At 66.6% G+C, this 23,493-nt stretch carries 24 protein-coding genes; 9 read left to right on the top strand and 15 right to left on the bottom strand.

Annotated elements, in window-relative coordinates:
* Positions 1 to 93: 93 nt before the first annotated feature.
* Together KO490_RS08770 and KO490_RS08765 are read right to left on the bottom strand one after the other, a co-directional pair.
* Complete coding sequence (locus tag KO490_RS08770; RefSeq protein WP_216019035.1) at positions 94 to 1,419, bottom strand: esterase-like activity of phytase family protein; 1,326 nt, start codon at positions 1,417 to 1,419, stop codon at positions 94 to 96.
* Between the two features lie 88 nt (positions 1,420 to 1,507).
* Complete coding sequence (locus KO490_RS08765; RefSeq protein ID WP_216019034.1) at positions 1,508 to 2,539, bottom strand: tartrate dehydrogenase; 1,032 nt, start codon at positions 2,537 to 2,539, stop codon at positions 1,508 to 1,510.
* A gap of 190 nt (positions 2,540 to 2,729) precedes the next feature.
* Here KO490_RS08765 and KO490_RS08760 point away from each other — a divergent pair, with 190 nt between their 5' ends.
* Positions 2,730 to 4,115, top strand: coding sequence for an NAD-dependent succinate-semialdehyde dehydrogenase (locus KO490_RS08760; RefSeq protein WP_216019033.1), 1,386 nt, complete (start codon positions 2,730 to 2,732; stop codon positions 4,113 to 4,115).
* A 48-nt stretch (positions 4,116 to 4,163) separates the two neighbouring features.
* Here KO490_RS08760 and KO490_RS08755 read toward each other — a convergent pair whose 3' ends face one another.
* The 7 genes from KO490_RS08755 to KO490_RS08725 form a co-directional block, all read right to left on the bottom strand.
* On the bottom strand, positions 4,164 to 5,453 hold the full coding sequence (locus KO490_RS08755; protein WP_216019032.1) for an O-acetylhomoserine aminocarboxypropyltransferase/cysteine synthase family protein: 1,290 nt from the start codon (positions 5,451 to 5,453) through the stop codon (positions 4,164 to 4,166).
* 69 nt (positions 5,454 to 5,522) lie between these two features.
* On the bottom strand, positions 5,523 to 6,242 hold the full coding sequence (locus KO490_RS08750; protein WP_216019031.1) for a sulfate/molybdate ABC transporter ATP-binding protein: 720 nt from the start codon (positions 6,240 to 6,242) through the stop codon (positions 5,523 to 5,525).
* Between the two features lie 10 nt (positions 6,243 to 6,252).
* Positions 6,253 to 7,116 (bottom strand): sulfate ABC transporter permease subunit CysW, encoded by an 864-nt coding sequence (cysW, locus tag KO490_RS08745; protein ID WP_216019030.1) that lies wholly within the window; start codon positions 7,114 to 7,116, stop codon positions 6,253 to 6,255.
* Entirely contained in the window at positions 7,109 to 7,954 is an 846-nt protein-coding gene (gene cysT, locus KO490_RS08740; protein WP_216019029.1) for a sulfate ABC transporter permease subunit CysT, read from the bottom strand. Before cysT ends, cysW begins: the two co-directional genes overlap by 8 nt.
* A gap of 3 nt (positions 7,955 to 7,957) precedes the next feature.
* Positions 7,958 to 8,926: a sulfate ABC transporter substrate-binding protein gene (locus KO490_RS08735; protein WP_216019151.1), complete on the bottom strand. Its 969-nt coding sequence runs from the start codon at positions 8,924 to 8,926 to the stop codon at positions 7,958 to 7,960.
* Positions 8,927 to 9,080: 154 nt separating this feature from the next.
* Positions 9,081 to 9,257, bottom strand: coding sequence for a hypothetical protein (locus KO490_RS08730; RefSeq protein WP_216019028.1), 177 nt, complete (start codon positions 9,255 to 9,257; stop codon positions 9,081 to 9,083).
* Positions 9,258 to 9,390: 133 nt separating this feature from the next.
* Positions 9,391 to 9,843 (bottom strand): Rrf2 family transcriptional regulator, encoded by a 453-nt coding sequence (locus KO490_RS08725; RefSeq protein ID WP_216019027.1) that lies wholly within the window; start codon positions 9,841 to 9,843, stop codon positions 9,391 to 9,393.
* 127 nt (positions 9,844 to 9,970) lie between these two features.
* Between KO490_RS08725 and KO490_RS08720 the strand changes: the two genes are divergently transcribed.
* The gene (locus KO490_RS08720) at positions 9,971 to 10,438 is read left to right on the top strand and encodes an Lrp/AsnC family transcriptional regulator (protein ID WP_216019026.1); all 468 of its coding nucleotides are present in this window, start codon (positions 9,971 to 9,973) and stop codon (positions 10,436 to 10,438) included.
* On the opposite strand, the gene KO490_RS08715 is transcribed toward KO490_RS08720, so the two are convergent.
* Entirely contained in the window at positions 10,435 to 11,121 is a 687-nt protein-coding gene (locus KO490_RS08715; RefSeq protein ID WP_303462145.1) for a FadR/GntR family transcriptional regulator, read from the bottom strand. The genes KO490_RS08720 and KO490_RS08715 overlap by 4 nt on opposite strands.
* A gap of 174 nt (positions 11,122 to 11,295) precedes the next feature.
* On the opposite strand from KO490_RS08715, the gene KO490_RS08710 reads away from it, so the two are divergent.
* Genes KO490_RS08710 through KO490_RS08695 form a run of 4 tightly spaced genes read left to right on the top strand, consistent with a single transcriptional unit; the run spans position 11,296 to position 14,798 of the window.
* Positions 11,296 to 12,294, top strand: a complete 999-nt coding sequence (locus KO490_RS08710; protein ID WP_216019024.1) for a tripartite tricarboxylate transporter substrate binding protein — start codon at positions 11,296 to 11,298, stop codon at positions 12,292 to 12,294.
* Positions 12,295 to 12,321: 27 nt separating this feature from the next.
* The gene (locus KO490_RS08705; protein ID WP_216019023.1) at positions 12,322 to 12,798 is read left to right on the top strand and encodes a tripartite tricarboxylate transporter TctB family protein; all 477 of its coding nucleotides are present in this window, start codon (positions 12,322 to 12,324) and stop codon (positions 12,796 to 12,798) included.
* Position 12,799: 1 nt separating this feature from the next.
* On the top strand, positions 12,800 to 14,329 hold the full coding sequence (locus KO490_RS08700; RefSeq protein ID WP_216019022.1) for a tripartite tricarboxylate transporter permease: 1,530 nt from the start codon (positions 12,800 to 12,802) through the stop codon (positions 14,327 to 14,329).
* A 19-nt stretch (positions 14,330 to 14,348) separates the two neighbouring features.
* The gene (locus KO490_RS08695; RefSeq protein ID WP_216019021.1) at positions 14,349 to 14,798 is read left to right on the top strand and encodes a YaiI/YqxD family protein; all 450 of its coding nucleotides are present in this window, start codon (positions 14,349 to 14,351) and stop codon (positions 14,796 to 14,798) included.
* 55 nt (positions 14,799 to 14,853) lie between these two features.
* On the opposite strand, the gene argE is transcribed toward KO490_RS08695, so the two are convergent.
* From argE to KO490_RS08675, 4 genes are read right to left on the bottom strand one after another with little or no spacing between them, the layout of a single operon-like run.
* On the bottom strand, positions 14,854 to 16,044 hold the full coding sequence (gene argE / locus KO490_RS08690; protein ID WP_216019020.1) for an acetylornithine deacetylase: 1,191 nt from the start codon (positions 16,042 to 16,044) through the stop codon (positions 14,854 to 14,856).
* Positions 16,041 to 17,531 (bottom strand): tripartite tricarboxylate transporter permease, encoded by a 1,491-nt coding sequence (locus KO490_RS08685; protein WP_216019019.1) that lies wholly within the window; start codon positions 17,529 to 17,531, stop codon positions 16,041 to 16,043. The genes argE and KO490_RS08685 overlap by 4 nt, the downstream gene beginning before the upstream one ends.
* Before the next feature lie 12 nt (positions 17,532 to 17,543).
* The gene (locus tag KO490_RS08680; protein ID WP_216019018.1) at positions 17,544 to 18,032 is read right to left on the bottom strand and encodes a tripartite tricarboxylate transporter TctB family protein; all 489 of its coding nucleotides are present in this window, start codon (positions 18,030 to 18,032) and stop codon (positions 17,544 to 17,546) included.
* A 54-nt stretch (positions 18,033 to 18,086) separates the two neighbouring features.
* Complete coding sequence (locus KO490_RS08675) at positions 18,087 to 19,058, bottom strand: tripartite tricarboxylate transporter substrate binding protein (protein WP_216019017.1); 972 nt, start codon at positions 19,056 to 19,058, stop codon at positions 18,087 to 18,089.
* A gap of 124 nt (positions 19,059 to 19,182) precedes the next feature.
* Here KO490_RS08675 and KO490_RS08670 point away from each other — a divergent pair, with 124 nt between their 5' ends.
* The 3 genes from KO490_RS08670 to KO490_RS08660 all read left to right on the top strand — a co-directional run bounded on the left by KO490_RS08670 (position 19,183) and on the right by KO490_RS08660 (position 22,370).
* On the top strand, positions 19,183 to 20,091 hold the full coding sequence (locus KO490_RS08670; protein ID WP_216019016.1) for a LysR family transcriptional regulator: 909 nt from the start codon (positions 19,183 to 19,185) through the stop codon (positions 20,089 to 20,091).
* Positions 20,092 to 20,251: 160 nt separating this feature from the next.
* On the top strand, positions 20,252 to 21,319 hold the full coding sequence (locus tag KO490_RS08665; RefSeq protein ID WP_252727084.1) for a DUF475 domain-containing protein: 1,068 nt from the start codon (positions 20,252 to 20,254) through the stop codon (positions 21,317 to 21,319).
* A 172-nt stretch (positions 21,320 to 21,491) separates the two neighbouring features.
* Complete coding sequence (locus KO490_RS08660; RefSeq protein WP_216019015.1) at positions 21,492 to 22,370, top strand: sugar kinase; 879 nt, start codon at positions 21,492 to 21,494, stop codon at positions 22,368 to 22,370.
* A gap of 12 nt (positions 22,371 to 22,382) precedes the next feature.
* On the opposite strand, the gene KO490_RS08655 is transcribed toward KO490_RS08660, so the two are convergent.
* Entirely contained in the window at positions 22,383 to 23,450 is a 1,068-nt protein-coding gene (locus KO490_RS08655; protein ID WP_216019014.1) for an alcohol dehydrogenase family protein, read from the bottom strand.
* Positions 23,451 to 23,493 lie beyond the last annotated feature (43 nt).

Below are 23,493 nucleotides of genomic sequence, written 5' to 3'. Positions count from 1 at the left end.
GATCCGGTGGCCCTTCGTCTTTCCCATATATACCCGCATGGCCGGGCACCGTCGACAACCGACAGGGGCCTGGCGATCCCGCGGCCCCGAAGCCTACTCGGCGCGGGCCTTCAGGAATTCGCCCACTTCCAGCAGGATCAGTTCGTTGTCGTCCTGCGTGTCTGCGCTCCGCCCCATCGAGAAGGGATAGTTGTTGTCGTTGCCCACGATGATGTGGCTGTCATCGACGATATCCACGTCCTCGATCGTGACGAAGGGGAAGGTGAAGCGCCCGTCCTCGCGTGCTCCCTGTCGCGCGATGCCATCCGGATCGGCCATGTCCAGCAGGTCGATATGGCCGACCTTGTGGACGGGCTGACCGGGTTCGACGCCCGCCATGTCGATCAGGTAGATGCGCTTGAACCGCGCGGGGTTCTCGAAGCAGCCCTCGGTCGCGTCCCCCTCGCAGGCCAGTTCCGCGTCGCCCTGACCGCCATCGCGTTCGATGATCAGGCCGCGGGTCTCGTCGATCATATTGAAATCGCCGATGGCATGGTCGGCACCTTCCAGCGGATAGAGCCAGGAATTGCCGGTCCATTCGCGGCTTTGGGCCTTCATCTCCAGGATGCGCAGCGCGGTGCGGCCGTCCGCGACCGTTTCCCATTCGCCGTCGCGCCACAGCGGACCTTCGAGCAGCGGATAGAGCGTCTGCCCATCGACCGAGCCTGCGAACCCCTCGAAGCCGCGCGATCGCTTGGCGTCATGTTCGGCGGCTTCCGATGCCGGGTCGGCCATCTGCAGGAAGGGGTTGTCGGGGGACATCACGGTGCGCCCGTCCACCACGGTCTCGTGGAACTCGACGATGCGGCCGGTCTCGCGGTCGGCCACGATGACGAAGGGGCCGAATTCCTCGCCGATGACGATGTGATCGCCGACCAGCTGGAACCCTTCCAGGTCCAGATCCGCACCGGTCAGATAACGCGTGTCGGTGGCCTCGGTCACGATGGGAAAGGGGATCACGCGGTCGGGGTCATTGAGAAACACCGTCCGGTCGACCGTCACGCTGCCCGCATCGAAATCCGGCGTCACGACCGAGAAAAACAGCATCGCGTCGGGCGAGTTCTTCTTCGATCCGAAGCCGTTATCGGTCAGCACCACATAGCTGCCATCGCCCATGGCCTTGATCCCGGAAAAGCCCTGCAGCGGCTGTCCTGCCAGCGGCATCTCGGGCCCGGGGCCGGGCTCGGCCAGGGACCGGCGATTGCCCTCGCCGGTGAACTTGCCCGAGCTTTGCAGGAAGGCGGGCGCATCTTCGGGCGCGGGCAGCAGCGTGTCGGCGGGCAGGACCGCGTGGCCCTTCAGCACCGCCTCGAAGCGGGGGGCGTCGGCATGGGCGGCTGCGGTGGTGGCCAGCAATGCGGCCAGGATCGTGCGGGTCATGGAAACCTCCGGTCAAGTATCTGACCGCAGGTCGTAAATTCAACGCATGACAGGAGGGTTGCGGGACCGTGAAGGTCCCGCGACAGTATCACGCCAGCTCGGCCAGGACCGCTTGGGTGATCGCATCGGTGCCGTCCTGACCGGGAACCACGCCGATGCCCTTGGCACAGACTGCCTCCATCGCGGCCATGATGCGTGCGGCGGCTTCGGGCTGATCCAGGTGATCCAGCATCATCGCGGCCGACCAGAAGGCGGCCATCGGGTTCGCGATGCCGCGATCCGCGATGTCGGGGGCCGATCCGTGAACCGGTTCGAACATCGAGGGCGCGCTGCGGTCGGGGTTGATGTTCGCGGATGCGGCAAAGCCCAGGCCGCCCTGGATCGCCGCGCCCAGATCCGTCAGGATGTCCCCGAACAGGTTCGATGCGACCACGACGTCCAGGCTTTCGGGGGCCATCACCATCCGCGCGCACATGGCGTCGATGTGATAGCGGCTGACCTCGACCTCGGGATATTCGGCGGACAGCCTGTCGGTCATTTCGTCCCAGAAGACCATCGAATGGCGCTGCGCGTTCGATTTCGTGACGGATGCCAGCTTGCGGTTGCGGGTCATTGCCTGTTCGAAGGCGAAGCGCAGGATGCGTTCCACCCCGGTCCGTGTGAAGATCGAGGTTTCGACCGCGACCTCGTCATTCGTGCCCTGATGGACGCGCCCGCCTGCACCGGAATATTCGCCTTCGGTATTCTCGCGGATGCAGAGGATGTCGAAATCGGTCTTGCGCAGGGGGCCCTCGACGCCGGGCAGCAGGCGATGGGGACGGATATTGGCATATTGCACGAAGGCCTTGCGGATCGGCAGCAGCAGCCCGTGCAGCGACACGCTGTCGGGCACGCGCTGCGGCCAGCCCACGGCCCCCAGGAAGATTGCATCGAAACCGCGCAGCGTCTCGATCCCGTCCTCGGGCATCATCCGCCCATGTTCGAGATAGTAGTCGCAGGACCACGGAAAGCTGTGCGTCTCGACCGAGGCGCCGCTGGCCGCGACCACGCGCATGGCGGCTTCGGTGACGGGAACGCCGATCCCGTCGCCGGGGATCAGGGCAATGCGCTGCTTGGTCATGGGAACCTCGTGGTCTGTAGAACTGGTGCATGAATGACGCATGACACCGCGACGGTAAAGCCGGATTTGCACGTCGTGCAGCGGGCCGACCTTCGGATCCCTGCCGGTCCGTCAACAAATCGTGCGGAGCCGGGGCAGGAACGAAGGGTGCCCCGCACCCGTTCAAAGCCCAGAACGAAAGGAGACATTCATGTCTACGATCACCACCGTCAATCCGACCACCGGCAAGGAAATCACGTCCTATGACAAGATGTCCGAGGCCCAGGCCTTCGATATCGTCGAGACGAGCCACAAGGCATTCCTGGACTGGTCGCAGAAGTCCCACGAAGACCGCGCCCCCGTCCTGAAGGACATCGCGGCGAAACTGCGCGAGAACAAGGAAGAGCTGGCCCAGCTGATGACCACCGAGGTCGGCAAGCTGCTGAACGATGCGCGCCAGGAGGTCGAGATCTGCGCCTCGATCTTCGAATACACCGCCGAGCAGGGCCCCAAGGCGCTGGCGGACGAGGAACGCACCTATGGCGAGGGGCAGCGCGGCATCGTCACCTATCAGCCGATCGGCGTCATCTATTCGGTGCAGCCTTGGAACTTCCCGCTGTATCAGCCGGTCCGCGTTCTGGCGGCGGCATTGATGGCCGGCAACGGCTGCGTCCTGAAGCATGCCTCGATCTGCACGGGCAGCGGCCTGCGCCTGCGCGAGCTGTGCGAGGAAGCAGGTCTTCCCAAGGGTCTGTTCGGCGTCGTGCTGATCGGCCATGACGTGTCCGACAAGATCATCGCCCATGACAAGGTGCGCGGCGTCACCATGACCGGTTCGGACAAGGCCGGTCAGCATATCGGTGAAAAGGCGGCCTCGGCGCTGAAGAAATCCGTGCTCGAATTGGGTTCGAACGACGCCTACCTCGTGCTGGAGGATGCCGATATCGAGCTGGCGGTAAAGACCTCGGTCATGGGGCGCCTCTACAACAACGGGCAGACCTGCGTGAACGCCAAGCGTTTCATCGTGACGGACAAGGTCTATGACCAGTTCGTCGAGGCATTCGTCGAGCAGATGAACAAGATCAAGGTCGGCGACCCGAGCGACGACGACACCCAGCTTGGGCCGCTGAGCAGCGTCGAGCAGCGCGACACGATCCACGATCAGCTGCAGGAGAGCGTGAAGAACGGCGCGAAGATCCTTTGCGGCGGCGACAAGCCCGAGGGTCCGGGCGCATTCTATCCGGCGACGGTTCTGGGCGACGTGAAGCCCGGCATGCCCGCCTATGACGACGAGATCTTCGGCCCCATCGCCGCGGTGATCCGCGCCAAGGACGACGAGGATGCGATGCGCATCGCCAATGACAGCCGCTATGGCCTTGGCGGGGGCATCTTCTCGCGCGACGAGGAAAAGGCCGTGCGTCTGGCGCGCAAGCATTTCGACACCGGCATGGTACGCATCAATTCCTTCGGTGCGGCGGACCCCAACATGCCCTTCGGCGGCGTCAAGAATTCGGGCTATGGCCGCGAACATGGCGGCTTCGGCATGCATGAATTCGTGAATGCCAAGGCGGTCTTCCTGCCCGGCAAGGCTGCGTGAACATGAACGCCCCCGGTCAGGTGACCGGGGGCGTTTTTCTTTGTCGGATCAGGCGGTGGCCTTGGTCAGGGCCTGGTCCAGATCCGCGATGATATCCTCGACATTCTCGATCCCGATGGAGATGCGGACCACGTTCGGTGCCGCGCCCGCCGCGATCTGTTGCGCCTCGTCCAGCTGGCGATGGGTCGTCGAGGCCGGATGGATGATCAGGCTGCGCGTATCGCCCAGGTTCGCGACATGGCTCAGCAGTTCCAGGCTGTCGACCAGCTTGACGCAGGCGTCATAGCCGCCCTTGACCGCCACCGTGAACAATGCGCCCGCGCCTTTCGGAACGATCCGCTGCGCGCGTTCGGCCCAGGGCGACGAGGGAAGGCCCGCGAAGGTCACAGCCTCGACGCGCGGGTCCTTTTCCAGCCATTCGGCCACGGCCTTGGCATTGGCCACATGGCGTTCCATCCGCAGGCCAAGCGTCTCGATCCCCATCAGGGTGTAATGCGCGCCCTGCGGGTTCATCGTCATGCCCAGATCCCGCAGCCCCACCGCGATCGAATGGAAGGTGAAGGCCATCGGCCCCAGGGCCCCGTGGAAGTTCAGCCCGTGATAGGCGGGTTCGGGCTGGGACAGCGACGGGAACCTGTCCGAGGCCGACCAGTCGAATTTCCCGCTGTCCACCACGATGCCGCCGGTGACGGTGCCGTTGCCCGTCAGGTATTTCGTGGCCGAATGCACCACCAGCGTGGCACCGTGATCGATGGGGCGGCACAGATAGGGGGTCGCCGTGGTGTTGTCGACGATCAGCGGGATGCCCGCATCCTCGGCAATCCGGGCCATCGCGTCCAGATCGGTGACATAGCCACCCGGATTGGCGATGGTTTCGCAGAACAATGCGCGGGTATCGTCGTCGATGGCGGCGCGCACGGCGTCCAGATCGTCGGTATCGACGAACTTGGCCGACCAGCCGAAGCGGCGGATCGTCTGGCTGAACTGCGTGATCGTCCCGCCATAGAGCCGCGACGACGCGACGACGTTGCAGCCCGGCCCCATCAGCGGGAACAGCGCCATGATCTGCGCCGCATGCCCGGACGAACAGCCGATCCCGCCCACCGCACCTTCCAGCGCCGCGACGCGCGCCGCCAGCGCGCCGACCGTCGGGTTCGTCAGCCGAGAGTAGATGTAGCCGACCTCTTCGAGGTTGAAGAGCCGCGCGGCGTGATCGGCATCGCGAAAGACGTAGGATGTCGATTGATATATCGGCACCTGGCGCGCGCCGGTGGCCGGATCGGGTTCGGTCCCCGCATGGACGGCCAGCGTGTCGAAGCCCTGGTTGGTCTGGGTCATGATGCTCCCCCTTCTTGCATTCGCGGCGAAGGTTAAGCGCAGGGGTCCCTGTGCCGCAACGCCCCAGGGTCAGACGGCGATGAATTCGCGGACGAAATCGCTGCTTGGGGCGGCGCGGATCTCCTGCGGGTGCCCGACCTGCTCGATCCGGCCCATCGACATCACGACCACCATGTCCGCAAGGGCCATCGCCTCGTCCTGGTCATGGGTCACGAAGACGGTCGTCAGGCCGGTGTCGTCGTGGATCGTGCGCAGGTTCTGGCGCAGTTCCTTGCGGACCTTGGCGTCCAGCGCGCCGAAGGGTTCGTCCAGCAGCAGCATCCGCGGATCGATGGCCAGCGCACGGGCCAGGGCCACCCGCTGTCGCTGCCCCCCCGACAGCTGCGAGGGATAGCGGCCGCCGATATCCGGCAACCGGATCATGTGCAGCAGGTCGGATACCCGCGCCTCGATCTGCGGCGCGGACGGGCGCTGCCGGCGCGGACGTGCCTGCAGGCCATAGGCGATGTTCTGCGCGACCGTCATGTGCCGGAACAGCGCATAGCTCTGGAAGACGAAGCCCGCGCGGCGATCCTGCACCGACAGATGCGTGGCGTCGCTGCCATCGAACAGAACCCGCCCCCGGTCGGGAAATTCGAGGCCCCCCAGGATGCGCAGAAGCGTGGTCTTGCCCGATCCAGACGGACCCAGAAGGGCGACAAGCGCGCCCGACGGGATCTGCAGGGATACGGGCGACAGCGCCGTGGTTGTGCCGAATTCCTTGGCGATGCCGTCGATGTCGATATTCATGGCAGTTCCCTCAATGTCGCCGCATGGCGGCCAGCTGATCCGAATGGCGGATCTCCAGCAGGGTCTTCACGAGAAGGGTGAGAAGGGCGAAGACCGTCAGCAGCGCCGCCATCGAGAAGGCCGCCGTCGACAGGTATTCGTTGTAGAGCATCTCGATCGTGATCGGCATCGTGGCGGTCTGGCCGCGGATCTTGCCCGAGACGACCGCGACCGCCCCGAATTCGCCCATCGCCCGGGCGGTGCACAGCAGCACGCCATAGATCAGCGCCCATCGGATGTTGGGCAGGGTGACGGTCCGGAACACGCGCCATCCGCCGGCGCCCAGGGTCAGGGCGGCCTCTTCCTCGGCGCGGCCCTGTTCGATCATCACGGGGATCAGTTCGCGGGCGACGAAGGGGAAGGTCACGAAGACGGTGGCCAGCAGGATGCCCGGCAGCGCGAAGACCACGGTCATGTCATGGGCCACCAGCCAGCCGCCCATCGCGCTGTTCGCTCCGAACAGCAGCACGATGCAAAGCCCCGCGACCACCGGGCTGACGCTGAAGGGCAGGTCGATCAGCGTGATCAGCAGCGCCTTGCCGCGAAACTCGAACCGGGTGACGAACCAGGCCGCCGCGATCCCGAAGCCCGCGTTCAGCGGAATGGTCAACGCGGTGATCAGCAGGGTCAGCCGGATCGCCGACAGCGCGTCGGGCTGGCGCAGGGCCGCGACCGATGCGGCCCAGCCATCGGACAGGGCATGACCGAAGACGAGGGCGAGCGGCGCGAAGACCAGAAGCCCGAGGCCCGCGAAGGCCAGCGCGATCAGCGCCGCGCGCAGGGGTCGCGCCTCGGTCGTGCAGGCGCGGCGGGGGGCAAGGGCGATATCAGACATGTCCCATCCTCGCGCGCGTGACGATCTGGATCAGGTTGATGGACAGAAGGGCCGCGAAGCTGATGGCCAGCATGGCGATCCCGATCGAGGCCGCGGCATCGTGGTTGAACTGTTCCAGCTGGATCACGATCAGCAGGGGCGCGATCTCGGTCTTCATGGGGATGTTGCCTGCGATGAAGATGACCGATCCGTATTCGCCCACCGCGCGGGCCATCGCCAATGCAAAGCCCGTCAGCGCGGCAGGTGCCAGCATCGGCAGGATGACCCGGCGCAAGGTCTGCAGGCGCGAGGCGCCCAGGGTGGCGCTGGCTTCCTCGACCTCGCGGTCGATCTCTTCGATGACGGGTTGGACGGTGCGGGTGACGAAGGGCAGGCCCACGAAGATCAGTGCGATCAGGATGCCCCACTGGGTATAGGCGATGCGCAACCCTGCCTGCGCCGCGATGCTGCCGATCGCGCCGTTGGGCGCATAGAGGGCCGTCAGCGCGATCCCCGCCACCGCCGTGGGCAATGCGAAGGGCAGATCGACCGCCGCATCCAGGATGCGCCGTCCCGGGAACCGGTATCGGACCAGGACCCAGGCCAGCAGCACGCCGAAGATCAGGTTCGCGACCCCGGCCAGGAATGCCAGCCGGAAGGACAGGAACAGCGCCGCCCAGACGCGGGGATGGTGGATCACCTCCCATAGATTCGCGGGGCCGAACTGCCACCCGCGCGCCAGAAGCGCACCGATGGGCAGCAGCACGACCATGGATACCATGGCCAGCGTGATGCCCCCCGACAGCCCCAGGCCCGGCATCGCCGAACGCCGGATCAGGCGGCCCGACAGGACAGCCATGACCTAGAGCCCCCCGTAGAGCTGATCGAAGATCCCGCCATCGCCGAAATGGACCGACTGCGCCTTCTGCCAGCCGCCGAAATCGTCGATGTCGACCAGTTCCAGTTCGGGAAAGCGCGCGACGTCCCTGGCATCGGCCGCCGAGGTGTCCCAGGCCCGGAAGTAATGCGCGAAGGCGATCGCCTGCGCCTGGGGGGCATAGAGGAAGTCGAGATAGTCCCGCGCCAGTTCGCGCTGCGCATCGTCATGCAGGTTGCCATCGACCATCGCCACCGGGGGTTCGGCCCGGATGCTGACCGAGGGGACGACGATCTCGAACTGGTCGGTGCCCATCTCGTTCAGCGCAAGGAACGCCTCGTTTTCCCAGGCCAGCAGCACGTCGCCGATGCCGCGCTGCGTGAAGGTGGTGGTGGCACCGCGTGCACCCGTATCCAGCACCGGGACATGGGCAAAGAGTTCGGTCATGTAGGCGCGCGGATCGCGGCCTGCCCGTTCGGCCCAGGCCCATGCGGCAAGATAGTTCCAGCGCGCGCCGCCGCTGGTCTTGGGATTGGGGGTGATCACCTCGACCCCCTCGGCGGTCAGGTCGTCCCAATCCTCGATCGCCTTGGGGTTCCCCTTGCGCACCAGAAAGACGATCGTCGAGGTATAGGGGCTGGAATCATGGGGCAGGCGGGATTGCCAATCGGCCGGCAGCTTGCCCGTATCCTGGGCGATCCGGTCGATATCCGAGGCCAGCGCCAGGGTCACGACCTGCGCATCCAGCCCGTCGATCACGGCGCGGGCCTGCGCCCCCGACCCGCCATGGCTCGTCTCGATCCTGGGGGCGGTGTGGCCTTCGGCCTCGCGGTGGCGGGCAAAGGCCGCGTTGATGTCGCGGTACAGCTCTCGGGTCGGATCGTAGCTGACATTCAGCAGTTCGTCCGCATGGGCGGACCGGGCCAGGGGCGTGCCCAGCATCGCGGCGATCATCGCCAGCGCGGTCAGGGTGCCCCGGGTGACCGGCCAGCCCGTCAGCAGCCCCCGGCCGGTTTCGATGGTGACGCGCCCGTCGCGGGCGACATGGGCAACGTCGCCCTGTGCGCTGCTGCGACCGCCGGTCAGGATGGTGATGCGGCGGGTCATCCTACATTCCCCCCATGAACAGTTCGATGCGGGATTCCCAGGCGGCTTCGTCCCGGCCCAGCATCACGCGGGCATCGCGACGATGGCGCGCTGCAAGGTCCGGGCGGTTCCCGGGGACGCGGGGCAGGGCAGGCTGACGCATCGGGTCCGCCATGCTGTCGCGAAGAGGTCGTGTCATGTCGTGCTCCTTTGCTTCCGATGCGTTTAATATCGACCTGACTGGTCGTGATTGGCAAAGGAAAAAACACGCCTAAATTGGTCGTGTTTTTGGAAGCATCTTCTCCGCGGGGAAGAAATCGCGCTTTTGGGGGTCAGTCCGCGGTGACGCGCCGCGCGACGTCGTCGGACGCCAGCAGGTCGGCCAGTGTCAGCGATTCGATCAGGATCAGATAGGACCAGTAGACTTCGGCAAAGACCTTGCGGATGCGGCAGGCGGCTTCGTCCGTGCAGTCCTCGCAGCGCTGATAGGCCCCTTGCGACAGGCATTGCAGCGGTGCGATCGGACCGTCGATCAGGCGCAGAAGCGCCGCGATCGGGACCTCTTCGGGTTTGCGGGTCAGCACATAGCCGCCCGAACGCCCCCGGATGGACGACACCATCCCGGCATTGCGCAGTTCCAGCAGGATCTGTTCCAGAAACCGCTTGGGCGTGGCCGACCGCTTGGCCACGGCTTCGATCGTCAGCGGTTCGGGCGCGGGGCCCGCGGCGGCATCGCCCAGCACCAGAAGCGCCTTGAGCGCGTATTTCATCTTCTGCGTGATCATCCATGCCACGCTACGCGGTGCAAACCCGACAGGCAAGGTCGAGATTCCTCGTTCATACACGACAAATCCACTAGACTTTAACTCCGATGGTGGCATCATCGCGCCATACCTTGAGAGGGGTCACGACATGCTGGATCTGATCGATCGCAAGATCGCCGCCGAACTGATGATGGACGCGACGCAGCCCATCGCGCGGATCGCCGACAAGGTCGGCCTTTCGCAGACGCCCTGCTGGAAGCGCGTGCAGCGGCTCGAGGCCAGCGGCGTGCTGACGCGCCGGGTCTCGCTTGGCGATCCGCAGAAGCTGGGGCTGGGGCTGTCGGTCTTCGTGGGGATCAAGGCCGCGGATCACGGGCCCGAATGGAAGGCGCGGTTTCTGGCGCATCTGAACGCGCAGCCCTGGGTGATGGAAATCTGGCGCGTGGCGGGCGATCAGGACTGGATGCTGCGCCTGGCACTGCCGGACATGGCGGCCTATGACGCCTTCTATGTCGCGCTGACCGATGCGGTTCCGGTCGCGGGCTTCAGCTCGACCTTCGGGTTGGAGCGGGTGCACCACACCACCGCCCTGCCGGTGGACGTGACGACGCGCTAGGGCTGGCCCTCGAACATGCGGTTGCGCGCTGCGGTGATGTGGTGGCGCATGGCGCGGGTGGCGGCACCCTGATCCCGTGCGCGGATCGCCTCGACGATGGCGCGATGTTCGGCCTGCACCAGCGCGCGCCGTTCGGGGGCGTCCATCAGCGTCAGCGAGCGTGACAGCTGAACGCCGAACTGGATCTGCACCGACAGGGATTCCAGCACCGACGCGAAGAATGGGTTCTTCGTCGCCCGCGCCATGGACAGATGCAGCAGCAGGTCGGCATCCACGCCCATCCCCTGGTCGTGGGGGTGATCCAGCAGGTCGAAGGCCGCGTCGATGGCAACCATGTCGGCATCGGTGCGGCGCTGCGCGGCCCATCCGGCGGCCGCGCCCTCCAGATCGACCCGGAATTCATAGCAGCGCTGGATGTCCGTGATCGACCCGAGCGGCACCAGATTGCCCACGCGTCGGTCGGGACGGCGGGTGACGTAATTTCCCGAACCGCGACGGGCCGTGACGATGCCGTCCTCGCGCAGCCGCGCGAGGGCCGTGCGCAGGACCGGGCGCGACACGCCGAAGGACCGCGCCAGCGCCGGTTCGGCCGGCAGGCGCCCGTTCAGCGGGTATTCGTCCTTCACGATCCGATTCAGAAGCCGGTCATAGACCTGATCGGCAAGGGAAGGGGCGTCGGTCACCTGTCTGTCCTCGGCTGCGGCGGCTGGCTGCGAGTGCATGGCACATTCGGGCCGGTTTTACAATTATTGACCAATCTGGCGCGACAGGTCTAGAAGTGTCGAGGAAGAGGAGAGTCGGAGGCCGTCCGCCTTCGATCATGCCCGTCACCGGGCGTCATCATCTGGGAGGAAACGATGACCGACTTCGCGAATTCGAGCCGCCGCGGCCTGTTGAAGGGCGCGGCAGCACTTGCCGGTGCGGGGCTGCTGCCCGGCTTCGCATGGGCTGCCGATTATCCCTCGCGTCCGCTGACCATGATCGTGCCCTGGGGCGCGGGTGGCGGCACCGATGCCACGGCACGCATGATCTCGGCGCTGCTGGAACGCAAGCTGGGCCAACCCGTGAACGTGGTGAACCGGACCGGTGGCGCGGGCGTCGTCGGCCATTCGGCCATCGCGACCGCCCCTGCCGACGGCTATACCCTGGGCGTCGTCACGGTCGAGATCGCGATGATGCACCATATGGGCCTGACGCAGCTGACCTCCGAGGATTACACCCCGCTTGGCCTGATGAATGCCGACAGCCCTGCCGTCACCGTTTCTGCCAATGCGGGCTATGCCGATATCGGTGCCTTGATCGAGGCGATCAAGGCGTCCGAGCCCGGCACCTTCAAGGCGTCCGGCACCGGGCAGGGGGGCATCTGGCACCTTGCCCTGGTCGGTTGGCTCAAGAGCCTCGGGCTGGAGGCGAACCATGTCACCTGGGTCCCGTCCGAAGGATCGGCCCCTGCCATGCAGGACCTGATCGCGGGTGGTGTCGATATCATCACCGTCTCGTTGGCGGAAACCAAGGCGATGGTCGATGCCGGCCGCGCCGTGAACCTGGCCCTGATGAGCACCGAACGTGCCGCCAGCCATCCCGACCTGCCGACCCTTGCCGAAGGCGGGGCCAGCGATTTCGCCCTGGCCACCTGGCGCGGGATCGGCGGTCCGCGCGATCTGCCGCAGGACGTCGCCCAGATGATCAGCACCGCCGTGGCCGAGATCGCAGTGGATCCCGAATTCACCGAGTTCATGGACAGTCGCGGCTTCAACGTCGCCTATCTGGACCCGGAGGCACATGCGCAGATGATGAAGGATGCCGATGCGCAGATGGCCGACGCGATGACCGCAGCGGGCCTGATCCGCAGCTGAGACTTCCCGAAAAAGGGGGAGAGCGCCATGAAACTGACCGACGCATTGTCGGGTGCCGCACTGATCCTGCTGGGTCTGTTCATGCTGTGGCAGTCCGCGCAATTCCCCAGCTTCGCGGGCACGGCCTATGGCGCGGCGATGCTGCCGCGCCTTCTGGCCCTAGGCTTCGTGATCGGTGGCGCGCTGCTGGTCCTGCGCGATATCATGGCGCGCAGACATGCGGGCGGCCCCTTCGTGATCTTCGCGCCCGAACTGCGCCGCGTCCAGGGGATCGCCGCGATGGCCGCCGTGCTGGGCAACGTGGCGGCGCAGATCCTGCTGGGGCCGCAGCTTGGATATCCGCTGGTATCGGTCCTGGGCCTTCTGGTCCTGTTCCTGGTGCTGCGCCTGCCGGTCTGGCAGGCGACGCTGCTGGCGATCGGGGCGACGGCGCTTTGCTGGTGGCTGTTCGCGGTGCTGCTGCGCGTGCCGCTGCCGCGCGGCCTGCTGGAAGGGATCATCTGAGATGCCCGTGACCGATGTTCTTCTGCAGGCGCTGATGCTGGTCGCCGACCCGCGCGTCCTGATCACCGCCTTCCTTGCGGGTGCGTTCGGGATGTTCGTGGGGGCCATGCCCGGGCTGACGGCGACGATGGCCACGGCGCTTCTGGTGCCGATGACCTTCTTCATGGACCCGATCCCCGCCCTTGCGGCCATCGTCGCGGCCAGCGGGATGGCGATCTTCGCGGGCGACATTCCGGGGGCGCTGCTGCGCATCCCGGGCACGCCCGCATCGGCGGCCTATGTCGAGGACAGCTACCGGCTGGCGATGAAGGGCCAGCTGAACCTCGCACTTGGGACGAACCTGCTGGTCAGCTGCATCGGCGGGCTGTTCGGCGTCTTCGTGCTGATCGCCGCGGCGCCCATGCTGGCGGAGTTCGCCCTGCGCTTCACCTCCTACGAATATTTCTGGCTGGCGGCCCTGGGCCTGTCCTGCGCGATCTTCATCGCGTCGGCCGATCCGCTCAAGGCGGGGATCGCGCTGCTGATCGGTCTTGCGATGGCCACGGTGGGGCTGGATCCCACGACCGGCGTTCCGCGCTTTACCTTCGGGCAGGTGGACTTGATGGCGGGGGTCGAATTCATCCCCGCGATGATCGGTTTGTTCGCGCTGGCCGAGGTGATGCGCGGCGTCGTCCGCCTGAACTATGGAACCCCGCCGCCCGCGATGCCCAAGAGCGATGGCGCGCTGTTCCGGGGCGTCGGCGGCGTGATCCGCCGCCATCCCGGCAATATCGTGCGCGGGTCGCTGCTGGGCGCGGTCATCGGGGCGCTGCCGGGGGCGGGGGCCGATATCGCGGCCTGGATGTCCTATGCCGTCTCGAAGCGCTTCTCGAAGACCCCGGAGGCCTATGGAACCGGCCATGTCGAGGGGTTGGTCGATGCCTCGGCCGCCAACAATTCGGCGGTGGGCGGGGCGTGGATCCCGGCGCTGGTCTTCGGCATTCCGGGCGACAGCGTCACGGCCATCGTCATCGGCGTCCTGTACATGAAGGGGATGAACCCCGGCCCGACCGTGTTCATCCAGAACCCGCAGCTGATCTATGCCGTGTTCATGATCTTCATCCTGACGACGCTGATGATGGTCCCGCTTGGATGGGTGGCGGTCAAGGCGGCACGTCAGGTCCTGCGCGTGCCCCCGCGCGTGCTGCTGCCGATCGTGCTCAGCTTCTGCATCGTGGGCGCGTTCGCGATGACCAACTCGGTCTTCGGGATCGTGGTGATGCTGGCGCTCGGGGTGCTTGGTTGGGTGCTGGAGGAGAACGGCTTTCCCGTCGCGCCCATCATCCTGGGGCTGGTGCTGGGCGGCATGTTCGAAAGGATGTTCATGACCTCGATGATCAAGTCGGGCGGCGATCTGGGTGCCTTCTTCGACCGGCCCATCGCCGCGATCCTCGGGGCGGCGGTGCTGCTGATCTGGGGGCTGGCGATCTTCGGGGCGGTCAGGCGGATGCTTGCCCCGAAGCGTCCCGCGTTGCAGAAGGCGGATCAGTAACCCCAAGGAAGCGCTGCCCATGACCATCTATGTCGATGCCGACGCCTGTCCCGTCAAATCCGAGGTCGAGCGTGTCGGCACGCGCCACCGGGTGGACATGGTCATCGTGTCGAATGGCGGGATCAGGCCGTCGCCGAACCCGCTGATGCGGATGGTGGTGGTGCCCGACGGCCCGGACGAGGCCGACAAGTGGATCGCCGAACAGGCCGGACCGGGCGACGTGGTGATCACCGCCGACATCCCCCTGGCCGCCCGCTGCGTCGAGGCGGGCGCGCGGGTCCTGCGCCACGATGGCGAGGAATTGGGCCCCAACAATATCGGCAGCGTGCTGGCGATGCGCGACCTGATGACCGATCTGCGTTCGGCCGATCCGTTCATGCAGGGGCGCGGGCGCAGCTTTTCCAAGGCGGACCGGTCGCGATTTCTCGAGGCGCTGGAGCGCTGCCTGCGGGCGGTCGCACGGAAATGAAGGGACCGGCGCCGCGATGGCGCCGGCCCATCCGTGAGTGGGATCACGGAACCGCTCAGGCGGGCGCGGCCAGCCTGTCGATGATCGTGTCGAGAAAGTCGACGCATTCCTGCAATTGATCAAGCGCCACGTATTCGTTCGGCTTGTGCGCCTGCTCGATCGAGCCGGGGCCGACGATCACCGACGGGATCCCGCCGAGCGTCTCGAAGACCCCGCCTTCGGACCCGAAGGACACCTTGCCGCCCCAGTCCGGGAACAGATCGGCATAGCGCCCGAAGCCCTGCGTGCCGCGTGCCTCGCCCATCGGCGGATAGGCGAAGATGCGTTCGAAGGCGATGCCGGCGCCCTCGGCCCTGGCGGCCATCGGGCCGCCCACCTCGTCGGTGATCCGGGTCAGCAGCGCGGCCATGTCGCCTTCCGCGTCCATTCCGCTGATCGAACGCAGCTCGAAGGTGAAGCTGCAGGCCTCCGGCGTGATGTTGGTGGCGACGCCGCCCTCGATCATGGTGACCAGCATCGTGGCATGGGGCACGGTGAAATCGGGATCGAAGGGGCCGTTCGCGGCGTATCCACGGGCGTGTTCGGCGATCAGGTCGATCGCGAGCGCGGCATGTTCGATGGCGTTCACATGCTGGGGGGCGAAGGACGAATGCCCCGAGGTTCCCGTGACGCGGGCGCGCATCGCGATCTTGCCCTTCTGCCCCGTGATCAGCCGCATCATCGACGGTTCGCCGATGATCGCCAGTTCGGGCGGGCAGGGCAGGGCCGCCAGGTGCCGCGCGATGGCGGGGGCGCCGAGGCAGCCGACCTCTTCGTCATGGCTGAAGCACAGATGGACCGGACGGGTCAGCGCGGCGCGGGCCAGACGCGGGGCCACGGTCATGGCGCAGGCCGCAAAGCCCTTCATGTCGCAGGCGCCGCGGCCATAGAGCCGCCCGTCGGCCACGCGGGCCGAAAAGGGATCGCCCTTCCATTCGGGCTCGTTCGCGGGAACCACGTCGGTATGGCCCGACCAGACGATGCCGGGCGCATCCTCGGGGCCGAAGCTGGCGATCAGGTTGGCCTTGGATCCGCTGTCGTCGGGGAGGATCACGATCCGTGCGCCCAGGCCGCCAAGATGGGCCGCCATGTGGTCGATCAGGGCACGATTGCCGTTGCGGGACACCGTGTCGAAGCCGATCAGATCGGCCAGGTGGCGGATCGTCAGGTCCAGATCCTCGGATCGGTGGTCGGATGTGGCGCTCATGACGCGAGGGCCTTTCTGTCGTTGTTCTTGCGGATTTCACGGCGGATCGTCACGGCGATCACGAAGACGATCAGGGCGGCGAAGCCCCAGGTGATCGGGGTCGAGATCAGGACCATCGGGTCCCCGCGCGATATGGCGATGGCACGGCGCATGTTCTCCTCCAGCGTCGGGCCCAGGATGAAGGCGATCAGGAAGGGTGCGGTGGGGATGTTCAGAAGGAACATGCCGAAGCCCACGATACCCATCACCAGCAGCACCGCCACGTCGAACATGCTGGACGAGATCGAATAGATCCCGAAGATGCACAGAAGCAGCACCAGCGGCGTCAGCAGGGTCTGCGGGATATGCGACACATGCGAGAACATGCGCATCGTGGCCTTGCCCGCGAAGAACAGCAGGACCGACGATACCAGCATCCCGATCAGCAGCATGTAGATCTCGTGCAGGTTCGTCTGGAACAGCATGGGCCCGGGCGTCAGCCCCTGGATCATGAACGCGCCCAGCATCACCCCGGTGATCACGTCGCCCGGCACGCCAAGCGCCAGAAGCGGGATCATCGTCGCCCCGCAGGCGCCGTTATTGGCGGATTCCGATGCGGCGATGCCTTCCAGCTCGCCCTTGCCGAAATTCGCGCCGTTGCGGCTGCTGCGCTGCGCCTCGCCATAGGAGAAGAAGGCCGCGGCCGACGGGCCGATGCCCGGAATGGCACCCAGCACCGAACCGATGGCCGACCCCTTCAGGATCGAACGGAGCGAGCCCATGAACTCGGCCCGGGTGACATGCTGCGCGCCAAGCGCCGCGGCTTCCTCGCGGTTGTCGGCCCGCAGCACGATCAGCTTGATCAGTTCGGGCAGCGCGAAAAGGCCGATCAGCACGGGCGCGATGGCCAGCCCCGCCTGCATGTCCGGCGTGAAGGCGAAGCGGAAGGATCCGTACATGTCCTCGCCCACCGTGGCCAGCAGCAGGCCGAGCGCGGCCGAGACGAGGCCCAGCAGCAGCGAATTGCCCGAAACCCCCGCCACCGTGGTCAGCGCGAACAGCATCAGCATGAAGAATTCGGGGGGGCCGATCTTCAGCGCCAGCATGGCCAGCGGCGCCGCGAAGAAGATCAGCGACAGGTTCGAGATGAAATCCCCGATGACCGAGGAATAGAGCGCCATGTTCAGCGCCTTGCCGGCCTTGCCCTGACGCGCCAGCGGGTATCCGTCCAGCGCCGTGCAGGCGGCCGATGCAGTGCCGGGCGTCTTGATCAGGATGGCCGAGACCGACCCGCCATAGGTGGACCCCTTGTAGAGCGCGACGAGCAGCAGGATCGACGGCACCGGGTCCATGTAGAAGGTGAAGGGCAGGGCCAGCGTCACGGCCATGGTTCCGGTCATGCCCGGAATGGCCCCCACGATGACGCCGCCCCAGATGCCCGCCGCCATGATCAGCAGGTTCTGGATGGTGGCGACGGCCTGGATCGCCGTCAGGATGTCGTTCAGCATGGGATACCTTTGTCAGAAGCCGAAGGGCTTGAAGATGCCGCGCGGGAATTGCGTGCCGAGCGCCGAGTGGAAGAACACCAGCAGCAGCACCGGCCCCCCGATGGACAGCGCCACGATCCAGAACCGGCGGTCGCGTTCGCCGGTCATCAGGACCATGACCGCGGTCAGGGCCATGCCCGCCACCAGGAAACCCAGAACCGGGACGAGGGCCAGGAAGGCCGCGAATGCCGCGACGACGCCCGCAAAGCGCAGGGTCATGCGCGTGGGGCTGCTGCCGTCATGTTCGACGGGTTCGGGCGGCTCGGGGCGCAGGCGTGCGGCGATCAGCGCCAGAACGCCAAGCGCGGTGCCCGCGATCGCCACGGTGCGGGGCCACATGTCGGGGGGCGGCGCGAAGCCCGGAATGAAGGCCGGGCGCGGAACAAAGACGGGGATCAGCAGGGCTGCGACGACCGCAAAGAAGGCGGTAATCACCAGCCCCCGCAGGACGGGCTTGGTCATGGGGTGCCTCGGGGGTGCGGTGGGGCGCGGCCATGGGTGGCCGCGCGCCTGCCGTTACTGGGGAAGATAGCCGAAATCGACGGCCATGCCGTGGAACAGGTCGTATTGCGACTGCGCATATTCGGCCATGTCCACGCTGCCGATGGTCGAGATCGACCCGCGGCGGCTGGCAAGTTCCAGCCATTGGTCGTTCTGGGCGACCTGCCCCAGAACGCCGTCCCATTTCTCGACCACCTCGGCCGGCAGGTCCTTGGGACCGTAAAGCGCGCTCCAGCCCGCGATCTGACCCGCCTTCTCGAAGCCCAGTTCCGCGGCGGTGGCGACGTCGGGCAGGGCCTCCATCCGCTGCGGCGCGAAGACCATCAGGGCCTTCAGGTCGCCGCTGGCGATATGGGGCATCAGCGACCCGGCCGCCATCGCCACGAAATCGACATGCCCGCCCAGAAGCGCGGTCGCCAGCGCGCCGCCGCCCTTGTAGGGCACCAGCGTGGCGGCCGTCAGCGGATCGAGATCGCTGTCGGACAGAAGCGCCTGCGTGGTGAAGCCGTCGATGGCCGTCGCACCCGATGCCGCATAGGTCATCGCGCCCTGGCTGTCGCGGATAGCGGCGATCAGATCCTCGGCGCTGTCATAGGGCGCGTCCGCGCGCACCGCCAGGATCATCGGCGTCGCCTCCAGCGCGCCCAGGAAGGTATAGGCGTCATGCGGCACCGCGTTGCCCGGCGTGACTGCGGGCGACAGCGCCATGCCCACACGGGCCAGCAGCAGGGTATAGCCGTCGGCATCTGCCTCGGTCACCGAACGCGCGCCGTTCATGCCGCCCGCGCCCGGACGGTTCATCACCGTGACGGGCTCACCCAGATATTCGGGCGCGACCTCGGCCAGGGCGCGGCCCGCCAGATCCGATGCGCCGCCCGGACCGTAGGGCACGACCAGCGTGACCGCCTGATCGGGATAGCCTTCGGCGAATGCGGGGCTGGCTGCGGCCAGTGCGGCCAGCGTGACGGTTCCGAGCAGTTTCTTCATGGGGTGACCTCGCCTTCGTGTTGATCCGTTTTCGATCTTGTTGGACGGGGCCACCATTCACAGTATTCCAAGCAAGGCAAGAACGTGGCATCAGTATGCAAAACCAGCATACCGAGGGAACGCCATGAAGATCCGCGAACTGGAAGCCTTCGATGCCTTCATGCGGCTTGGCGGGGTCAAGCTGGCCGCCGAACATCTGGGCGCCAGCCAGCCCATGATCAGCAGGCTTCTGATATCGCTGGAGGAAAACCTTGGGTTCGAGCTGTTCCTGCGCAAGCGCAACCGGCTGTCCCCCACCCCCGAGGCGTTCCGATTTCACCCGACGGTGGCGCGTCACCTTGCGGGGATGCGATCGATGCAGCAGGAGGCGTCGGCCATCGCCAGCGGCCAGATCGGCCATCTGGTCATCGCCGCGCAGCCGATCTTCTGCGACACCTTCCTTCTTGATGCGCTTGGGCGATTCCGTCTGACCCATCCCGAGGTGACCGTCCAGATCGTCGATGTCGGGATGGCCGAGCTGCTGCGCATGATCAGCGAGGGACGCTGCGACCTGGCCTTCGGGATCACGCTGAATGCCGAGGCCTTCGGCGGCACGTCCCGCGCGCTGGCCAATTGCGAGGCGAGGTGCATCCTGCCCGTCGGGCATCCACAGGGCGACCAGCAGGAAATCCCGCTGCCGCGATTGCGGCATGAACGCTTCATCGATCTGGCCCAGGGCAGTCCGCTGCGCCAGCGCATCGACAACATGATGCAGACCATCGACGTCCATCGCGACATCGCGGCCGAACTTCGCACCCTGCACGGCATCGTCAGCCTGGTCGAACGCGGCGTGGGCGTGGCCATCGTCGATCCGGTCGCGCAGAAGCTGATCGATCCGGCCAAGGTCACCTGCCATCGCCTGATCCCCGCCATCACCTGGGAGATCGCGGAATTCGCCCCCCGTAACCGCCCGCCCGGCATCGCGGCCCAGGCCTTCGCCGCCGAGGTCCAGGTCGAGATCGACAGCCTGAAGCGGGGCGGGATCGTGACCTGATGCGACATCTTGTCCGCGGGCGCGACCGCGGGCATAGTGGCCCCACGTCGCGGTGTCCCCCGCGACCGATCTTGGGTGACCGGGCCCCTCTGGCGGATGTGGCGGCGCATTCGTGATGTCGGCACCGATACGAGACACGCCGCACGGACATATTCCGAAAATGACACAGGGAACAATCGACGCCCCCGGCCGGTCCATGGCCGGATATTTCAGATGGGCATTCATCGTCACCGCGATCGGGCTGGTCATGGGCGCCGTGCTGGGCTGGCAGATGACCGGCACGATCGGCGGCATGGCGGGCATCTTCTTCATCTGCGCGGTCCTTGCCGTGCTGGAGATATCGCTGTCCTTCGACAACGCGATCGTCAACGCGAACAAGCTGAAGACCATGACCCCGGTCTGGCAGCGGCGCTTCCTGACCTGGGGCATCCTGATCGCGGTCTTCGGGATGCGGATCGTCTTTCCGCTGCTGATCGTGGTGATCGCGGCAGGCATTGGGCCGTGGCAGGCGCTGGTGATGGCGGCATCGCAGCCCGCCGAATATGCGCGCATCATGCATGACGCCCATCTGCCCATCGCGGCCTTCGGCGGCACCTTCCTGATGATGGTCGGGCTCAGCTTCTTCTTCGACCATGAAAAGGACGTCCACTGGGTCAGCTGGCTGGAACGCCGCATGCAGGAATACGCCACCGTTCGCGGGGTCGAGGTGGCCTTCGTCTTGGTCGTGATGCTGGGCTTCTCGCGGCTTCTGGACCCGATCCAGCGCGAGGTCTTCCTGCATTCCGCGATCTGGGGTCTTCTGACCTTCCTTCTGGTCGAGGTTTTGGGCGGGCTGCTGGACCGCAGCCAGGAAACCCTCAAGGCCGGGGCGCAGGGCGGCGTCGGCGCGTTCCTCTATCTCGAGGTGCTGGACGCCTCCTTCAGCTTCGACGGCGTGATCGGGGCCTTCGCCCTGTCGCAGAACCTGTTCATCATCGCGATCGGGCTGGGGATCGGGGCGATGTATGTGCGGTCCATGACCATCATGCTGGTCGAGAAGGGAACTCTGGCCGAATACCGCTATCTCGAACATGGGGCGTTCTGGGCGATCATCGCGCTGTCCTTCATCATGTATGCGCAGGCGCTGGTGCATATCCCCGAGGTGATCACCGGGCTTGGCGGTGCCGCGCTGATCGGCCTGTCGCTCTGGGCCTCGGTCCGTCACAACCGCGCCCACGCGGGCGGGTGATGCGACCGGACCGCCCGCGGCCCCCGCGATTCCGGGGCGGCGGGCGGTCCTCATTGCGCATGCTGCCGATCTTCGCCTTGCTTCCGGCCACCGCTTCGGGGCAGAAATCCGCATCGAGGGAAACCGGGCGTGGCGGCCAGTTCGCCGGCCCCCGGAAGATTGGAGCGGTAATTTGAGCGGACTTCTGTGTATCGGCGAATGCATGATCGAACTGTCGGGCGGTCAGGACGATCTCTATCGGGGGGGCTTTGCGGGTGACACGCTGAACACGGCCTGGCATGCGCGCGCCCATCTGGCGGGAATCCCGGTCGCCTACTACACCGCCGTCGGCACGGATCGCATGTCCGACCGGATGCTGGATTTCTTTGGATCCGCCGATATCGACACGTCGGACGTGCGCCGGATCGCAGATCGCCGCCCCGGTCTCTACATGATCGAGCAGCGCGACGGGGATCGCCACTTCACCTATTGGCGCGAGAATTCGGCGGCACGGTTGCTGGCCGAGGATGCCGATCACCTGCGCCGCGTCGTGCAGGGGCGCGATCTCGTCTATCTGTCGGGGATCACGCTGGCGATCCTGTCGCCCGATGCGCGCGACCGGCTGCTGGATGCGCTGCGCGACGTGCGCGTGGCCTTCGACCCCAATATCCGACCCGTCCTGTGGGAAAGCCCCGAGGTGATGCGCGACGTGATCATGCGCGCCGCCGCCCTGTCCGACATCGTGCTGCCCAGCTTCGACGACGAGGCCGTGCATTTCGGCGATGCCGATCCGCAGGCGACCGTCGCACGCTATGCAGCGGCCAACCCCGCCGCCGAGATCGTCGTCAAGGACGGCCCGAAGCCCGCGCATGTCCGGGCCGAGGGTCGCGACGTCCTGGTCGAGGTGCCGCCCGTCACATCGGTGGTCGATGCGACGGGGGCAGGCGACAGCTTCAACGGCCGATACCTGGCCGAACGCCTGTCGGGCACCGACCCCGAGGCCGCGGCGCGCGCCGCCATCAGCACCTCGGGGCAGGTGATCGGCCATCACGGGGCGATCCCCCGCAACTGACCGGGACCCGCGTCATTCGGCGACGGTGATGCCGATCTTGCCGACATGGCGCTTGTCCAGGAACATCTCCTGCGCGGCATGCAGTTCGCGCAGGGGGAAGGTCCGCGCCAGGGTCGGACGGATCTCGCCCGCCTCGATATAGCCGACGAGATCGGTGAAGACGCTGTCCGGCTGGAACGTGCTTCCGATCAGCGTCAGGTCGCGCAGATACAGCGTGCGCAGGTCCAGCTCGACGATGGGCCCCGCGATCGCGCCCGAGGTGACATAGCGTCCGCCCTTGCGCAGCGCTGCCAGGACATCGCCCCATCGCGGACCGCCGACCAGGTCCAGCACCACGTCGAACGCCGCGTCGGGCAGGGGGGCGTCGCGGTCCAGAACCTCGTTCGCGCCCAGTTCGCGCAGCGCATCGGCCTTGGACGGGCTGCTCAGCGCCGTGACATGCGCGCCCCGCCGCCTGGCCAGCTGGATCGCCGCGGACCCGACCCCGCCCGAGGCGCCGGTGATCAGCACCCGTTCGGCGCCCAGCCCGCCGCGCTGGATCATCCCCTCGGCGGTCGAGAAGGCGCAGGGAAAGCTTGCCAGCTCCACATCGCTCAGATCCGAGGTGACCCTGATCGCGTGCCGCGCCTCGGCGGTGGTGTATTCCGCGAATGCGCCGTCGCGTTCGGATCCAAGCGTTGCCAGGGGCAGGTCGCTCGTATCGCCCGCGGGTGCGAACATCGGGCGCAGCAGGACGCGTTCACCGATGCGGTCTGGGGAAACGCCCTCGCCCACGGCGGTGACGATCCCGCAGCAATCCGCGCCCTGAATGCGCGGGAATTGCAGCGCACCGTCCCAGCCGCCATCCGCGTCGGCCTGCCCGTCATAGCCCGAGGCCGCGCCTTGGGCGGTGTCGCCCCGCACGGCCTTCGAATACCAGCCGATCCGGGTGTTGATGTCGGTATTGTTTACGGCGGCCGCCAGCACCCGGACCTGCACCTCGCCCGCCGCGGGCTGCGGGACCGCCAGATCCTCGTGCCATTCCATGCGTTCGGGCCCGCCATGCCCCGTCAGCACCATGCCCTTCATCGTCCTGGTCATGTCGTTCCCCTTCGGTAGAGTGTTCGTTCTACTTGCGTGGGTA

Source organism: Paracoccus sp. C2R09 (assembly GCF_018860625.1).
Lineage (GTDB): Bacteria > Pseudomonadota > Alphaproteobacteria > Rhodobacterales > Rhodobacteraceae > Paracoccus.
The sequence above is the reverse complement of the archived record's forward strand: the minus strand, read 5'-3'. Positions and strand labels throughout refer to the sequence as shown.

Excerpts from the sequence above, each read along its gene's own strand:
- KO490_RS08685 (WP_216019019.1), bottom strand. The coding sequence starts at position 17,531 with ATGCTGAACGACATCCTGACGGCGATCCAGGCCGTCGCCACCATCCAG.
- KO490_RS08675 (WP_216019017.1), bottom strand. The coding sequence starts at position 19,058 with ATGAAGAAACTGCTCGGAACCGTCACGCTGGCCGCACTGGCCGCAGCC.
- KO490_RS08705 (WP_216019023.1), top strand. The coding sequence starts at position 12,322 with ATGAAACTGACCGACGCATTGTCGGGTGCCGCACTGATCCTGCTGGGT.
- KO490_RS08720 (WP_216019026.1), top strand. The coding sequence starts at position 9,971 with ATGCTGGATCTGATCGATCGCAAGATCGCCGCCGAACTGATGATGGAC.
- KO490_RS08750 (WP_216019031.1), bottom strand. The coding sequence starts at position 6,242 with ATGAATATCGACATCGACGGCATCGCCAAGGAATTCGGCACAACCACG.
- KO490_RS08670 (WP_216019016.1), top strand. The coding sequence starts at position 19,183 with ATGAAGATCCGCGAACTGGAAGCCTTCGATGCCTTCATGCGGCTTGGC.
- KO490_RS08695 (WP_216019021.1), top strand. The coding sequence starts at position 14,349 with ATGACCATCTATGTCGATGCCGACGCCTGTCCCGTCAAATCCGAGGTC.
- cysW (WP_216019030.1), bottom strand. The coding sequence starts at position 7,116 with ATGTCTGATATCGCCCTTGCCCCCCGCCGCGCCTGCACGACCGAGGCG.
- KO490_RS08725 (WP_216019027.1), bottom strand. The coding sequence starts at position 9,843 with ATGATCACGCAGAAGATGAAATACGCGCTCAAGGCGCTTCTGGTGCTG.
- KO490_RS08755 (WP_216019032.1), bottom strand. The coding sequence starts at position 5,453 with ATGACCCAGACCAACCAGGGCTTCGACACGCTGGCCGTCCATGCGGGG.
- cysT (WP_216019029.1), bottom strand. The coding sequence starts at position 7,954 with ATGGCTGTCCTGTCGGGCCGCCTGATCCGGCGTTCGGCGATGCCGGGC.
- argE (WP_216019020.1), bottom strand. The coding sequence starts at position 16,044 with ATGAGCGCCACATCCGACCACCGATCCGAGGATCTGGACCTGACGATC.
- KO490_RS08700 (WP_216019022.1), top strand. The coding sequence starts at position 12,800 with ATGCCCGTGACCGATGTTCTTCTGCAGGCGCTGATGCTGGTCGCCGAC.
- KO490_RS08680 (WP_216019018.1), bottom strand. The coding sequence starts at position 18,032 with ATGACCAAGCCCGTCCTGCGGGGGCTGGTGATTACCGCCTTCTTTGCG.
- KO490_RS08765 (WP_216019034.1), bottom strand. The coding sequence starts at position 2,539 with ATGACCAAGCAGCGCATTGCCCTGATCCCCGGCGACGGGATCGGCGTT.
- KO490_RS08760 (WP_216019033.1), top strand. The coding sequence starts at position 2,730 with ATGTCTACGATCACCACCGTCAATCCGACCACCGGCAAGGAAATCACG.
- KO490_RS08665 (WP_252727084.1), top strand. The coding sequence starts at position 20,252 with ATGACACAGGGAACAATCGACGCCCCCGGCCGGTCCATGGCCGGATAT.
- KO490_RS08770 (WP_216019035.1), bottom strand. The coding sequence starts at position 1,419 with ATGACCCGCACGATCCTGGCCGCATTGCTGGCCACCACCGCAGCCGCC.
- KO490_RS08710 (WP_216019024.1), top strand. The coding sequence starts at position 11,296 with ATGACCGACTTCGCGAATTCGAGCCGCCGCGGCCTGTTGAAGGGCGCG.
- KO490_RS08730 (WP_216019028.1), bottom strand. The coding sequence starts at position 9,257 with ATGACACGACCTCTTCGCGACAGCATGGCGGACCCGATGCGTCAGCCT.
- KO490_RS08735 (WP_216019151.1), bottom strand. The coding sequence starts at position 8,926 with ATGATCGCCGCGATGCTGGGCACGCCCCTGGCCCGGTCCGCCCATGCG.
- KO490_RS08655 (WP_216019014.1), bottom strand. The coding sequence starts at position 23,450 with ATGACCAGGACGATGAAGGGCATGGTGCTGACGGGGCATGGCGGGCCC.